The 13,632-nt window shown below is 69.2% G+C and carries 18 protein-coding genes; 10 read left to right on the top strand and 8 right to left on the bottom strand.

Annotated features, from left to right (window positions below):
- Positions 1-144 precede the first annotated feature (144 nt).
- On the bottom strand, positions 145-1,107 hold the full coding sequence (locus AAHF99_RS05265; protein WP_342162984.1) for a cell division protein FtsX: 963 nt from the start codon (positions 1,105-1,107) through the stop codon (positions 145-147).
- Complete coding sequence (ftsE, locus tag AAHF99_RS05260; RefSeq protein ID WP_243951864.1) at positions 1,104-1,796, bottom strand: cell division ATP-binding protein FtsE; 693 nt, start codon at positions 1,794-1,796, stop codon at positions 1,104-1,106. The genes AAHF99_RS05265 and ftsE overlap by 4 nt, the downstream gene beginning before the upstream one ends.
- 202 nt (positions 1,797-1,998) lie before the next feature.
- Between ftsE and AAHF99_RS05255 the strand changes: the two genes are divergently transcribed.
- From AAHF99_RS05255 to AAHF99_RS05225, 7 genes are all read left to right on the top strand, one after another.
- Entirely contained in the window at positions 1,999-2,766 is a 768-nt protein-coding gene (locus AAHF99_RS05255; RefSeq protein ID WP_342162983.1) for an MJ0042-type zinc finger domain-containing protein, read from the top strand.
- Between the two features lie 105 nt (positions 2,767-2,871).
- The gene (locus AAHF99_RS05250; protein ID WP_342162982.1) at positions 2,872-3,057 is read left to right on the top strand and encodes a twin transmembrane helix small protein; all 186 of its coding nucleotides are present in this window, start codon (positions 2,872-2,874) and stop codon (positions 3,055-3,057) included.
- Between the two features lie 128 nt (positions 3,058-3,185).
- Positions 3,186-3,821 (top strand): acyloxyacyl hydrolase, encoded by a 636-nt coding sequence (locus tag AAHF99_RS05245; RefSeq protein WP_342162981.1) that lies wholly within the window; start codon positions 3,186-3,188, stop codon positions 3,819-3,821.
- Between the two features lie 42 nt (positions 3,822-3,863).
- Positions 3,864-4,436 (top strand): cob(I)yrinic acid a,c-diamide adenosyltransferase, encoded by a 573-nt coding sequence (locus AAHF99_RS05240; RefSeq protein WP_342162980.1) that lies wholly within the window; start codon positions 3,864-3,866, stop codon positions 4,434-4,436.
- Between the two features lie 171 nt (positions 4,437-4,607).
- Positions 4,608-5,357 (top strand): electron transfer flavoprotein subunit beta/FixA family protein, encoded by a 750-nt coding sequence (locus AAHF99_RS05235; RefSeq protein WP_342162979.1) that lies wholly within the window; start codon positions 4,608-4,610, stop codon positions 5,355-5,357.
- 73 nt (positions 5,358-5,430) lie between these two features.
- Positions 5,431-6,375, top strand: a complete 945-nt coding sequence (locus AAHF99_RS05230; protein WP_342162977.1) for an electron transfer flavoprotein subunit alpha/FixB family protein — start codon at positions 5,431-5,433, stop codon at positions 6,373-6,375.
- A 198-nt stretch (positions 6,376-6,573) separates the two neighbouring features.
- On the top strand, positions 6,574-7,455 hold the full coding sequence (locus AAHF99_RS05225; RefSeq protein ID WP_243951842.1) for a 3-hydroxybutyryl-CoA dehydrogenase: 882 nt from the start codon (positions 6,574-6,576) through the stop codon (positions 7,453-7,455).
- A 7-nt stretch (positions 7,456-7,462) separates the two neighbouring features.
- Here AAHF99_RS05225 and AAHF99_RS05220 read toward each other — a convergent pair whose 3' ends face one another.
- From AAHF99_RS05220 to AAHF99_RS05200, 5 genes are all read right to left on the bottom strand, one after another.
- On the bottom strand, positions 7,463-7,765 hold the full coding sequence (locus AAHF99_RS05220; RefSeq protein WP_342162975.1) for a hypothetical protein: 303 nt from the start codon (positions 7,763-7,765) through the stop codon (positions 7,463-7,465).
- A 109-nt stretch (positions 7,766-7,874) separates the two neighbouring features.
- A complete protein-coding gene (locus AAHF99_RS05215) occupies positions 7,875-8,885 on the bottom strand; it encodes an NAD(P)H-quinone oxidoreductase (RefSeq protein WP_342162974.1) in 1,011 nt (336 codons plus the stop codon).
- Between the two features lie 63 nt (positions 8,886-8,948).
- Positions 8,949-9,584, bottom strand: a complete 636-nt coding sequence (gene upp / locus AAHF99_RS05210; protein ID WP_243951839.1) for a uracil phosphoribosyltransferase — start codon at positions 9,582-9,584, stop codon at positions 8,949-8,951.
- A gap of 132 nt (positions 9,585-9,716) precedes the next feature.
- Positions 9,717-10,178, bottom strand: a complete 462-nt coding sequence (locus tag AAHF99_RS05205) for a DUF2852 domain-containing protein (RefSeq protein WP_342162973.1) — start codon at positions 10,176-10,178, stop codon at positions 9,717-9,719.
- Between the two features lie 80 nt (positions 10,179-10,258).
- On the bottom strand, positions 10,259-10,879 hold the full coding sequence (locus tag AAHF99_RS05200) for a TetR/AcrR family transcriptional regulator (RefSeq protein ID WP_342162971.1): 621 nt from the start codon (positions 10,877-10,879) through the stop codon (positions 10,259-10,261).
- Positions 10,880-11,110: 231 nt separating this feature from the next.
- On the opposite strand from AAHF99_RS05200, the gene AAHF99_RS05195 reads away from it, so the two are divergent.
- The 3 genes from AAHF99_RS05195 to AAHF99_RS05185 all read left to right on the top strand — a co-directional run bounded on the left by AAHF99_RS05195 (position 11,111) and on the right by AAHF99_RS05185 (position 13,066).
- Positions 11,111-11,401, top strand: coding sequence for a hypothetical protein (locus AAHF99_RS05195; RefSeq protein ID WP_342162969.1), 291 nt, complete (start codon positions 11,111-11,113; stop codon positions 11,399-11,401).
- 75 nt (positions 11,402-11,476) lie between these two features.
- On the top strand, positions 11,477-11,863 hold the full coding sequence (locus AAHF99_RS05190; RefSeq protein WP_342162968.1) for a thioredoxin family protein: 387 nt from the start codon (positions 11,477-11,479) through the stop codon (positions 11,861-11,863).
- Positions 11,864-11,944: 81 nt separating this feature from the next.
- Positions 11,945-13,066 (top strand): glycosyltransferase family 2 protein, encoded by a 1,122-nt coding sequence (locus AAHF99_RS05185; protein WP_342162966.1) that lies wholly within the window; start codon positions 11,945-11,947, stop codon positions 13,064-13,066.
- Here the strand turns inward: AAHF99_RS05185 and AAHF99_RS05180 are convergent.
- Entirely contained in the window at positions 13,063-13,395 is a 333-nt protein-coding gene (locus tag AAHF99_RS05180) for a hypothetical protein (RefSeq protein ID WP_342162965.1), read from the bottom strand. The two genes, AAHF99_RS05185 and AAHF99_RS05180, sit on opposite strands and share 4 nt — an antisense overlap.
- Positions 13,396-13,632 lie beyond the last annotated feature (237 nt).

The following is a 13,632-nucleotide window of genomic DNA, read 5'->3' as shown; positions in this document are numbered from 1 at the left end:
ATCCTCCGGAGCCTAGCGCCGAATGCGGCGACGTGGAGGCAGCCCCGACGGCTGCCCACAGATCACTCTCCCAACTGGTTGCCAAACACTTAAGGACTGGCGACGGTTCGCGACCGTGAATGGGCGATGCGCGATCCGTCGCAATCAGGAGAGGTATCTCCTCACCGTGATGCGCGAAACGGCGCCAGTGACGAGGGAGGCGATTCCCCCGATCAGGGCGATGCTGAGGTAGCCGCGCCAGCCGATCTGGAAGGCACCGAACAGGGCCTCGAGTTCCTGTCCCGCCGGCCCTGAGGAAGCCGAGCCGGTGATGAGCCCGGCGACGATGAAGGCGAGGATGGCGCAGGCCGCCCCGATGCCGCCGCCGCGCAGGCCGAGGCCGAAGAACCGGGCCTGGAAGGCGCGGGCGATGTAATCGTCCCCGGCGCCCACGAAGTGGAGCACCTCCACCACCTCCTTGTTGCCGGCCATGGCGCCGCGCGTGGCGAAGGTGACGGCGAGCCCGGTCGCCACCAGCACCAGCACCACGAGGCCGACGCCCGCGCCCACGAAGGCGTTGGCGGCGGTGGACAGTCGCTGCAACCACAGAGCGTGGTCGTCCAGGCTCGCGACGCCGGGCAGGGCGTCCGTGAGCCGGGTGCGCAACCGGCCGAGATCGGTGCGCTCCCCCGACATCTTGAGGGCGATGAGGCGCGGCACCGGCAGGTCGGTGAGGTCCAGGCCGGTTCCGAGCCAGGGTTCGAGCAGCCGTTCGGATTCGGCCTTCGAGAAGATCCGCGTCTGGGCGATGCCGGGCTCGTCCTTAGCGATGGCCTGCGCCTTGGCGACGTCGGCATCGACATCACGGCCGGGGCCGGGACGGACCTGGATCGTGACTTCCTGGGCGACGCTGGTCTGCCACTGGCCGGCATTGGCGGCGACCATCTCGGCGGCGCCCGCGCAGAGGCCCGCGAGGAAGGTGAGGATGGCGATGACCGCCGCCAGCGAGCGGCCGGCGGCGGTGTCCGTGGGGACGAGGGGCGCGTTGCGCCGGAGGTTGGCGGGGAGGGTGGGGTCCACCGGGAACGCCGCCGCCGCGCGGGCCCGTGCCTTGGCCGCGATGCTCATTCCTCGATCCGCAGCCGGCCGGCGTTCAACACCATGCGGCGGGCGTTCACGGCATCCATGATGCCGAAATCGTGGGTGGCGATGATCACGGAGGTGCCGAGCTTGTTCAGTTCGAGGAAGAGGCGCAGCAGCCGCCGCCCGAGGGCGGGGTCGACGTTGCCGGTGGGCTCGTCGGCCAGCAGCAGGTCCGGCCGGGCGATGAGCGCGCGGGCGATGGCGGCGCGCTGCTTCTCGCCGCCGGAGAGCAGGGGAGGGAGCGCGTGCATCCGCTCGCCGAGGCCGACCCAGCGCAGCAGTTCCACCACCTCGGCGCGGTAGCTCGTCTCCGAGCGGCCCTGCACCCGCAAGGGCAGGGCGACGTTCTCGTAGGTGGTGAGGTGGTCGAGCAGGCGGAAATCCTGGAACACCACGCCCATCCGCCGCCGGAGCAGGGTGAGCTTCTCGCTGGAGATGCCGGAGACCTCCTCGCCGAAGATCGAGACGGTGCCACGCGTCGGGCGGACGGAGAGCAGGATGAGCCGCAGCAGCGTCGTCTTGCCCGCGCCCGAGGGGCCCGTGAGGAACTGGAAGGAGTGCGGCGCGATGCGGAAGCTCACGTCGGAGAGCACTTCCGGCCCGAGGCCGTAGCGCATCCCGACATGCTCGAACTGCACTACGGGCCGTTCGGCCCCCGGCAGCAGGCTCTTCATGGTTGCCTGAACGTTCAACGCCGTCCCGCCGCTGGCCCGAGGGCTGATTCACGATACATGCCGGCGGGCCGCGCCGCGCGGAGGCGGGGCGCCGCTCGCGGCTTCACGCGAGGTTAACCCCGTTCACGCACCATTTCTCAAGAGTTTTTCTGCCGTTCGGCCCCCTCGAAGGGCCATCGCGGCCGCGTCGAGTCAGCCGCCGATGTTGATCACCTGCCCGACCTGCGCCAGCAGTTACCGCATCGATGCGGCGAAGATCGGGCCGGAGGGCCGCTCCGTCCGGTGTGCCGCCTGCCGGGAAACATGGTTCCTCACCCCCGACGCCGCCGTCGAGGAGCCGCCGGAGCCGGCCCCCGAGGCGCAGGACGATCCGGTGGCCGATGCCGCCTGGGCCGAAGCCGCCGCTGCCGTCCGCGACACCGCCCAGCCAGAGGCGGCGCCCGCCGACGAGCCGGCCCCGCGCAAGCGCAAGGTGCCGGCGAAGAAGGCGAAGCCGAAGCGGCGCGCCCTGCCGAAAAGCCCCATCCTGTCGCCGCCCGCGATTCTCGGCCTCAGCCTGCTCGCCGCCCTGCCGGTGGCCTGCCTTGCCCGCAACGCCATCGTCGGCCTCGTGCCGCACACCGCCTCGGTCTTCTCCGCCATCGGCCTGCCGATAAACCGGCGGGGGCTGGAGATCCGTGATGTCGTCGCCTTCCAGAACCCGGCCGGCGAGGATAGCCCCGCCGAACTGGTAATCGAGGGCGATCTCGTCGGCGTCGGGCGGGCCGGCGTGCCGGTGCCGCCCCTGCGGATCGAGATCAGCGACGCGGCCGGCAAGCCGCTCAGGTCGTTTCCCGCCCCGGCCCCCCGGGCGACCCTCGGCACGGGGGAATCGGCGCGGTTCCGGGCGAAGCTCGCCGATCCGCCGGCTCAAGGGCGGTCGGTCGCGCTGCGCTTCGCGGACGCGTTAGAGCGCAAGGCGGCGCCTTGAGCCGCGACAGTCGGTTTCGCCCGGCGGGCTGCGCGGCGGCGCGGTGCCCGCTATAGGTGCTCGCGCACCCCGCGCCAGGGGCCGCACCGACCGGGATCCGCCGCGATGTCGTCCAACACCCTCGTACTCATCGCCTGCCTCGCCGTGGCCGTGGTGCTGGTCCTCGGCCTCGCGAACATGATGCGCGGCGGCAGCGCGAGCGTGTCCCAGCGGCTGATGCGCCTGCGCGTACTGCTGCAGTTCATCGCCATTGTCTTCATCATGGGCGTGGTGTGGTGGCGTTCGGCCTGAATCGAGTGTGACACGGCTGCCGCAGGGGTGGGGTTTTCCTGACAGGGCCGGATGAAACGGGGCTCAACGGCCGAGCTCCGTGGTAAGTTCGGGCAACGTTTCGCCTTCGCTACGCCCACCGAGCCCGCATGACCGCCACTCTCCGCGCCTTCCTCGCCGGCCTCGTCACGGCTGCCAATCTGGTGCCGGCCGTCGCTGCCGATCTCGGCGCCGCTCCCGCCCCGGCCTCTTACTACGCGGCTCCGGCGCAGCCTCTCAGCTTCGTCTCCGAACTGCGCATCGGCGGCGCGGTGCAGGATCCCGGCAGCGCCGAAGGCAAGGCACGGGGCTTCGCGAAGGAAAACGTCAACGGCGAAATCCTGTTCGCCAAGCCCGTGATCTTCCAGGATCCCTTCTGGCAGGCGTTCATCCCGCGCCCGACCGTCGGCGGCAGCTACAACACCGGCGGCCGCACCAGCTACGCCTATCTCGGCGCCACCTGGACCATCGAGGTCTTCCCGGAGACCCTGGGCCGCAAGGTGTTCATCGACGGCTTCTTCGGCGGCGCGGCCCATAACGGCTACACCGGCCCGAAGGTGACGACGCCCTACGGCTTCAACACGCTCGGCTGCTCCCCGCTCTTCCGCGAAGCCGTCGCCATCGGCTATCGCCTGACGGAACATTGGAGCATCATGGGCACGGTCGAGCACATGTCGAACGCCGGTCTCTGCCCCAACAACCGCGGGCTGACGAATTTCGGCGGCAAGATCGGCTATACGTTCTAAGCGCCTCGGGCCGGTTCGGCGGGGGACGCGCAGGAGCCTCCCTTGGTCAAGTTGAACCGGATCTACACCCGCACGGGTGACAACGGCACCACCGCCCTGGCCGATGGCCAGCGGCGCTCGAAGGCGGATCTCCGCATCGAGACCTACGGCACCGTGGACGAGACGAATTCCTGCGTCGGCCTCGCCCGCCTGCATGCCGACGAACATCTCGACCGGATGCTCAGCGCCGTCCAGAACGATCTGTTCGATCTCGGCGCCGACCTCGCCACGCCCGAGGGACCGGAGCCGCTGCCCTACGAGCCCCTGCGTATCATCGCCTCGCAGGTCGAGCGGCTGGAGCGCGACATCGACGCGCTGAACGCGACCATCCCGGCGATCAAGTCCTTCGTGCTGCCGGGGGGCTCGGCTTGCGCGGCCTATCTCCATCTCGCCCGCACCGTGTGCCGCCGGGCCGAACGCCTCGCGGTGCATCTCGCCGCGATCGAGGGCGAGATCGTCTCGCCGGAAGCCATCCAGTACCTCAACCGCCTGTCGGACTTCCTGTTCGTCGCGAGCCGCGCAGCGAACAACAACGGGGCCGACGACGTGCTCTGGGTGCCCGGCGCCAACCGCTGAGTCCGCTCTCCTTGCGGCCGATCGCGGCGGCTCCACGGCCCTGCGTTGACAAGGCAGAAATGTGGCCGCTACGGTCCCGCCGCCATTCGCGGGGGGCCGTCACGCGCGCGCGATCCGCGCCGGCCCGCACCTCCGCGACCAAGAATAACAGCGGGAAGGATCGAGTCCGCCATGAAGGTTCTGGTGCCCGTCAAGCGGGTGGTCGACTACAACGTGAAGATCCGCGTGAAGGCGGATGGGTCGGGCGTCGAGCTCGCCAACGTGAAGATGTCGATGAACCCCTTCGATGAAATCGCCGTCGAGGAGGCGATCCGTCTGAAGGAGAAGGGGAAGGCGACCGAGATCGTCGCGGTGTCCATCGGCCCGCAGCAGGCGCAGGAGACCCTGCGCACCGCCCTCGCCATGGGCGCCGACCGCGCCATCCTCGTGAAGACCGACGTGAATTGCGAGCCGCTGGCCGTCGCCAAGCTCCTGAAGGCCGTGGTCGAGAAGGAGAGCCCGCAGCTCGTCATCCTCGGCAAGCAGGCCATCGACGACGACTCGAACCAGACCGGCCAGATGCTCGCCGCCCTGCTCGGCTGGCCGCAGGGCACCTTCGCCTTCAAGGTGGAGATGGGCGAGGGCACCATCGACGTGACCCGCGAGGTCGATGGCGGCCTGCAGACCGTCTCGCTCCAGATGCCGGCCATCGTGACGACGGATTTGCGCCTCAACGAGCCGCGCTACGCCTCGCTGCCGAACATCATGAAGGCGAAGAAGAAGCCGCTGGACGAGTCGAGCCCGGAAACGCTCGGCGTCGATGTCAGCCCGAAGCTGACCGTGCTGAAGACCGCCGAGCCGCCGGGCCGTTCGGCCGGCGTGAAGGTCGGCTCGCCCGCCGAGCTGGTCCAGAAGCTGAAGGTCGAAGCCGGCGTCATCTGACGAAACCGCCCTGCCTTGCCGCGCTCCCGCTGGTCGGTCGAGCGCGGCTCCCATGCCATCGGGATAACCGCACATGACCACGCTCCTCTTCGTCGAGCACGCCAACGGGCAGATCAAGGACGGGACGCTGAAGGCGCTCTCCGCCGCCAACCAGATGGGCGCGCCGGTGCACGCCCTGGTGGCCGGTGCCGGCACCCAGGCGGTGGCCGAGGCGGCCGCCAAGCTGGAAGGCATCGAGAAGGTGCTGCTGGCCGAGGACGCCGCCTATGATCACGACCTCGCCGAGCCGGTTTCGGCGCTGATCGAGTCCGTCGCCGGCCCCTACGACACCGTCATCGCGTCGGCATCCACGACCGGCAAGAATGTGATGCCGCGCGTCGCCGCCAAGCTCGACGTGGCGCAGGTTTCGGACATCATCAAGGTGGTCTCGGCCGACACGTTCGAGCGGCCGATCTACGCCGGCAACGCGATCCAGACCGTACAGGCCCCCGGCCCGAAGCGGGTGATCACCGTGCGCACGGCGGCCTTCAAGGCGGCGGGCGAGGGCGGTTCGGCCGGCGCGGTGGAGCCCGTCTCGGCTGCGGCGGGTGCCTCGGGCTCGACCTTCAAGGGCGAGGAGATCGCCAAGTCCGACCGTCCGGAGCTGGCCTCGGCGCGGATCATCGTTTCGGGCGGCCGCTCGCTCGGCTCGGCCGACAAGTTCCACGAGCTGATCGAGCCGCTGGCCGACACCCTCGGCGCGGCGGTCGGCGCGTCCCGCGCGGCGGTCGATGCCGGCTATGCCCCGAACGACTGGCAGGTCGGCCAGACCGGCAAGGTCGTGGCGCCGGATCTGTACGTCGCCGTGGGCATCTCGGGCGCGATCCAGCACCTCGCTGGCATGAAGGATTCGAAGGTCATCGTCGCGATCAACAAGGACGAGGACGCACCGATCTTCCAGGTGGCGGATTACGGCCTCGTGGGCGACCTGTTCCAGGTGGTGCCGGATCTCCAGGCCGAGATCGCCAAGGCGAAATAAGGCGAACATCACCCGCGCGCGCCCGATGGGCGACGCGCGGGCCGGATTATTGCAGTGCACGCCCCCCCTGGGTTCCTTCATCCCTTGCGATTGGTCTAGAAAGCTGAGACGGCATTTGAATTCACGTGCCGCCTCGCGGTCTCGGCCGAGCCGCAGGCCGGCGGCGGGGCGGGCACGGATCGGGGGCAAGGTCTTCAGATGGGCATCGAGATCAAGCGGGTCGGCATCATCGGCGCGGGCCAGATGGGAAGCGGCATCGCGCAGGTCTGCGCCGCCGCAGGTCTCGACGTGTACATCAACGATCGTGACGCGGCCCGGCTCGCAAACGGCATCGACTCGATCGAGAAGGGTTACGCCCGCCTCGTCTCCAAGGGCGCCCTGGACGAAGGCGACAGCCACGCCGCGCGCGAGCGCATCAAGGCGGTCGGCACCTTCGCCGATCTCGCGCCCTGCGATCTGGTGATCGAGGCGGCCACCGAGAACGAGGCGACCAAGCGGGACATCTTCACCAGCCTCTGCCCGGTGCTCAGCCCCGAGGCGATGGTGGCGACCAACACCTCGTCCATCTCGATCACCCGCCTCGCGGCCTCGACCGACCGGCCGGAGCGCTTCATCGGCATCCACTTCATGAACCCGGTGCCGGTGATGCAGCTCGTGGAGCTGATCCGGGGCATCGCCACCGAGGACCAGACCTACGAATCCGCCAAGGGCTTCATCGCGAAGCTCGGCAAGACGGCGACGATGTCGGAGGATTTCCCGGCCTTCATCGTCAACCGCATCCTGCTGCCGATGATCAACGAGGCGATCTACACGCTGTACGAAGGCGTGGGTTCGGTCGAGTCGATCGACACGGCGATGAAGCTCGGCGCCAACCATCCGATGGGCCCGCTGCAACTGGCGGACTTCATCGGCCTCGATACCTGCCTGTCGGTGATGCAGGTCCTGTATGAGGGGCTGGCCGATTCGAAGTACCGGCCATGCCCGCTGTTGGTGAAGTACGTCGAAGCCGGCTGGCTTGGGCGCAAGACCAAGCGCGGCTTCTACGATTACCGGGGTGTAAACCCCGTGCCGACGCGCTAGGCGCGGCTTACTTCGGGGTGCCGCCGTTGGCGTTCTGCTGCGCCGGCTGCGGGTAGGACGGATTACCGCCGGGCACCGCCGTCGAGTTCGAGGTCGACGTGTTGGACGTGCCGTTCACGGAGCCGGTGATCTCCTTGCGGGAGGCATCCTGGCTCTGCGAGGCGTAATCCTTCGGCGAGTTCGCGCCGTTCCACGTGAGCAAGCCGATGGTGGCGACCGCGAGGAGCACGAGGCTTCCAACGAGCACCCAGAGCATGGACTTACCGCGCTCGCCCTGACGACCTTCCTGCGGCGTAAGTTTCTCGACCATCGACCAGCCCTCGCTCAAGTCACGCGACGCGCTGTTGGAGCGGCCGCAACACGATTGTGTTATCGGTCGCCAACGCGAGGCCGGAGGAGGGGTTCCGGTTTGGGCCGCCTTAGCGGCCCGTCGTCAGCACGATCTTGCCGAGATGCGTGCTCGTCTCCATCAGTTCATGCGCCTCCCGTGCACGCTCCAGCGGGAAGGTGGCGTGCGTAACGGTGCGGATGCGGCCGCTGCCGAGGTGGGGCCACACGTCCTTGCGCAGCCCGGCGGCGATGGCGGCCTTGTCCTCCTTCGAGCGCGGACGCAGCGTCGAGCCGGTAAAGGTCAGGCGATTGCGCATGATCGGGGTGATGTTCAGCCCATCGACCTTGTAGCCGCCCATCAGCGCGATCATCACGAGGCGACCGTCCTGGGCCAATGACTTGAGGTTGCGCTGGAGATAGCTCGCGCCGATCATGTCGAGAATCACGTCCACGCCGCGCTTGTCGGTGAGGCGTTGGATCTCCTCCGCGAAGTCGCTCTGCTTGTAGTCGATGGCGGCGCTGGCCCCGAGTTCTTCGCAGAACCGGCACTTCTCGGCCGAGCCGGCCGTGGCGAAGACCTTGGCGCCGAACAGCTTCGCCATCTGGATCGCGGTGGCGCCGATGCCGCTCGATCCGCCATGAACGAGGAACGTCTCGCCCTCGGTGAGCCGGCCGCGCTGGATCACGTTGGAATAGACGGTGAAGAACGTCTCCGGCAGTCCGCCCGCGTCGGTCAGCGAAATCGCGTCCGGGCGGGGCAGGCAATGGGCGGCCTCGGCCACGGCGAACTCGGCATAGCCGCCGCTGATCACCAGGGCGCAGACCTCATCACCTTCGGACAAGCCCTGCACGCCCTCGCCGAGGGCGGCAATGCGACCCGCCACCTCAAGGCCCGGAATCTCCGTGGCGCCGGGCGGCGGCGGATAGCTGCCGGCGCGCTGGGCGACGTCCGGACGGTTCACCCCGGCCGCGACGACCTCGATGAGCACCTGGCCCGGCCCCGGCGTCGGCACCGGCGCGGACTCGACGGCGATGACCTCCGGCCCGCCCGTTCCGTCGTAGCGGATTCGGCGCATCGTCTCGGGCAGGGTGCGTCCCATGGTCGGTCTCCGCTCGCTCGGTCGAGGTTATCTGCGCGCCGGGTGGCGTCCGGCAAGGCCGGATCAACGCGTGCCGTACATCCGGTCGCCGGCATCGCCGAGGCCGGGGACGATATAGCCGTGCTCGTTCAGGTGGCTGTCGATGGAGGCGGTCCAGACCGGCACGTCGGGATGGGCGGCGGCCAGACGGGCTAGGCCCTCGGGCGCGGCGAGCAGGCAGACGAAGCGCAGATCGACGGCGCCACGCGCCTTCAGCCGGTCGAGGGCGGCCACCGCCGAGTTCGCCGTGGCGAGCATCGGATCGAGCACCAGCACGGTGCGGTCGGCGAGATCGGACGGGGCCTTAAAGTAGTACTCGACGGCTTCCAGCGTCTCAGGATCGCGGTACAGCCCGACATGGGCGACGCGGGCCGAGGGCAGAAGCGAAAGCATCCCGTCGAGGAAGCCGACGCCGGCCCGCAGGATCGGGGCGAGGACGAGCTTCTTACCCTGGATCTGCCGGCCGGACATCGGGCCGATGGGCGTCTCGATCTCAAGGGATTCGAGGGGGAGATCGCGCGTCACTTCGTAGGCGAGCAGCATACCGATCTCGTTGAGCAGGCGGCGGAAGCCCTGCGTCGAGCGGTCCTTGTCCCGCATCAGGGTCAGCTTGTGCTGCACCAGCGGGTGATCGACCACCGTGACTGTCCCGCTCGACATCGCCCCTCCCGTGCCGTGACGGGCGAGTCATGCCGGAGGGCCGGGCAGGGCGCAACGGCCGGGGCGCATGCCAAGGGGGGAAATCCAAGCCGCCGCGCCCCGCTGGGAGGGCAGGGCGCGGCCGGGTCACGATCAGACGGAGAGCGTTCCGTCGGTGCCGCCGGCACGGCGCTGGGCCATGAAGGCGTCGAACTGCTCGCGATCCTTGGCGCGCTTCAGTTCCTCGACGAAGTTCGTGAAGGCGCGGCTCTCTTCCTCGAGGGCGCGACGCTGGGCCTCCAGCCGGTCGAGTTCCGCGCGGCGGTACTCATCGAACGCTGCGTTGCCGGTGCCCCGGTTGGCGGCCTCGAAGGCGCGGGCGAGGCGTGAGGCGGGGCGTGCCGCGTCCCAGCTTCCGAAGTTCCGGCGGGCGGCGTCCCGCATTTCGTTGACGGCCGGGTAGCCCGTCAGCTTCCACGCGAGCAGCGCGAGGCCCACCGGCCACCAGTAGACAAAGCCAAGGACGATGGCACCGATCTCCAATGAGCGGCGAGGGAAGGGACCGGAGCGGCAAGCGCGCCCGGTGGCATAGGGAGGGGTCGAGGTCGTGTTCACGGGCAAGCTCCGCATATCATGTGAACGGAGTTAACATGCGGATCGCGGAAGAGCGTTTCAAGGGCCGCCGGATCGGCTCCTCAATCGCGCCGGGCGGCGCCGTGGACGAGGGCGAGGACGCCCGCGCGCAGAAGTTCGTACTTGTCGGGAATGCCGGGGCCGGTGGGCAATTGCCCGGCGGCCGAGAGGGTGGCGAGCCCGTGGGCCAGCGCCCAGACTTCGAGGGCGATGAAGCGCGGGGCCACTCCGCCGAACCCATCCGTGAAGGTCGCCTGCAACGCCTCGACCAGCAGGTCGAACGGGCTCGGGCGGCTCTCTGCCTGCGGCGCGGCGTGGATGCCGCGCGTCTCGAAGATCGCCGCGTAATAGGCGGGCTCTTCCTCCGCGAAGGTGAGGTAGACCTCGCCCATGCGGGTGAAGCGTTCGAGCGGCGTACCGCGTGAGGTCAGGGCCCGCGCGAGCCGGCTCGCCAACTCGTTGAAGCCGCGCCCGGCCAACTCTTCGAGGAGGGCTTCGCGGCCGCGGAAGTGACGGTACAGGGCGGCAGGCGTCACGCCCACGAGACGTGCGGCCTCGACCAGAGTGAAGCCCCCGATGCCGCGCTCAGCAATGAATCGCCGCGCGGCCTCTACCAGAGCCTCCTTCAGGTTGCCGTGGTGATAACCGCGCCGGTCGCCCGGCCCTTCCCGCCAGTGTCGCAAGACACCGATACTCCCACTCGATCCTCGTTCCAGGCAGAAAGCCCGGCAAGCCCGCAGGGCATTACGAGCGAGCGCCGGGTTCGTTGCAACAGAACCTGCCAAACTGCCACAACCAGCGGGGGACAACGTCCTTTATCCGGCGGCGGCACTCCGAGCGTCGCCAGTTGACGGCGGCGATGCAACACTGTTTCACACCGCCAGACAGTCCGGATCCGTTAGGAGGGATCGCCGATGGCCTTCGTGAGCCTCAAGGCGTGGCGTGCCCGCTCGGCCGAGCGATCGGCCGTGGCCGCGCGGCTGAAGGGTGAGATCGCCCCGAGCCTCGGCCTCGGTCCCGACGATGCGCTCTCCGTCAACGAGATCGCCTGCGCCGATCCCGGCTGCCCGGACATGGAGACTATCGTTCTTGTGATGCGCGTTGGCCAGCCGACGCGGGCGCTGCGAATCCGCAAGGCGATGGAGACAGTTGACGCCGCCGACATCGCCGCCCTCGCGGAGGAGGAGCGCACGGGTGCGGCGTGATGGCGATGCGCTCCTCCGGCGCGGCGCGTATAGGGTTCCGGGAGGACCGTCAGAGTCCGACCGGGGAAACAACCCATGACGACACGCCGCCACATCCTCGCCCTTACACTGCTCGCCCTCGCTGCCGGCCCGGCCTTCGCCGCCGAGCCGGTGCCCTACGATCCGGCCGCGTTCGAGGCCGCCCAGAAGGCCGGCAAGCCGATCCTGGTCGAAGTGAGCGCGCCCTGGTGCCCGATCTGCAAATCGCAGAAGCCAATCATCGCCAAGCTGACACAGGATCCGCGCTTCAAGGACCTCCAGGTCTTCGACGTCGATTTCGACAGCCGCAAGGATGTGCTGAAGCAACTCAATGCGCGGATGCAGAGCACCCTGATCGCCTTTAAGGGCCAGACGGAGGTGGGACGCTCGGTGGGTGAGACGCAGCCCGAATGGATCGAGGGTCTGGTCGAGAAGACCCTCTGAGACCCGTCCTTCGGTTCCCGTTCAGGTCGCCCAACCGATAAGCCGTCGCGTGCCAGTCTCCGGCGCCGACGAGATGATTCCATGACGAGTCCCGCCGCCATCGTCGCGGTCCCGGTGCGCAACGAAGCCGAGCGCATCGTCGCGTGCCTGCGGGCGATCGATGCCCAGGAGGGCCTCGCGCCCGGCGCCCTCGGCGTGGTGCTGTTCCTCAACAATTGCACGGACGGCACGGGCGAGATCGTCGCCGGCCTGCTGCCGTCACTGGCGGTGCCCGTGCGGGTGCTGAACGAGGACTTCGCCGGCGCCCATGCCGGCTGGGCCCGCCGCAAGGCGATGGACGAGGCCGCCGCGTGGCTCGGCGAGGCCGGCGGGGCGATCCTCTCCACCGACGCCGACAGCCGCGTGCCACCGAACTGGGTGGTCCGCACGCTCGCCGCCATCGAGGCCGGCGCGGATGCCGTGGCCGGGCGGGTCGAACTCGATGTCGAGGAGGGCAAGCTCCTGCCCGCCATGCTCCATGCCCGGGGCCGGCTGGAAGACATCTACGACGGGCTCATCACCGAGGCCGAGGCGCGGATCGACCCCGATCCACACGATCCCTGGCCCTGCCACCGCACCACCATCGGCGCGACCCTGGCCGTGACCCGCGACGCCTACCTCGCGGTTGGCGGCATGCCGGAGATTCCCCTTGGCGAGGACGGTGCCTTCATCGCGCGGTTGATCGCCCACGGGAAGCGCGTGCGGCACGCGCCGGATGTCTGCGTGACGATCTCGGCCCGCCTCACCGGCCGGGCGCCGGGGGGCGTCGCGGACACGATCCGCTCCCGCTGCGAGGAGCCGGACGCTCTCTGCGACGCGCGGATGGAGACCTTCGCCCGCTGCGTGCGCCGCTACCTGTGGCGGGCGCGTTTCCGGCAGATGCACGCCACGGGCGCTTTGGCGCGGGACAGGGCGTGGTCGGACTGGCTCGGGATCGCGCCGGAGGAGGCCGCCCGCATCGCCTCCCTACCGCTCGGGCACGCCATTGGGGAGGCCGAGAAGGCGAGCCCCCGGCTTGCCTACCGGCCCATCGGCCCCCGGCACTTGCCGGCGCAGATCCGCCTCGCGCGGATCGGACTCGTGGCGATCCGCGCCCTCACGGGATTGCGCGGCCGAGGCAAGGCCGCCGTGCCAGCGTCAGTGATCGCGACGCGAGCAGCCTAGGCCACCCGCGAGAGATTGCCATTGGCGGCGCTCGGCGCGCCGGCATTGGCATAGGCGCGGTTGCGCAACGCGTTCTCGCTCGGCAGTTGCGCCAGCACGTCGCCGGAGGTCGGATCGACCACCTGGAACACGATGGCGCTCGTGTCGACGTCGCGCACGAAGCGAGCCTCGTGCGAATCGCTGCCGATATCGACCTTCACCGCCGGCTCGAGGCTCTTCGTCGGCGTTTCCCGGTTCTCGGCGGTCTGAGGCGGTGGGGCGGCAGTGGATGCCAGGGCATCGAGGCCCTGCGGCCCCTGCGCCACCGCGGAAATGCTACGTATGTCCATGACAGGCTCCTACGATCCTGTGATGGTCGGATTGCATCACCCCGCCATTAAGCAGCGCTTAATACGGGCATGCCCTCACAGTCTTCGACAGCCCGTTTGTGAGACGGCCTCAATATTCGGTAAAGGCGGCGCCTCAATTCCACGACATCTGGCCAAATCCCAGCGTCTAAATGCTGACAATTCCGTCAGCATCGGCACCGATCCAGCGCGCCCGCCGGGTGGCGGGCGCGCTGGAAG

Source organism: Methylobacterium litchii (assembly GCF_038442315.1).
In the GTDB taxonomy this organism is placed as follows: domain Bacteria; phylum Pseudomonadota; class Alphaproteobacteria; order Rhizobiales; family Beijerinckiaceae; genus Methylobacterium; species Methylobacterium litchii.
Note: the sequence above shows the minus strand (reverse complement) of the source record. Positions and strands in the feature narration are given on the sequence as shown.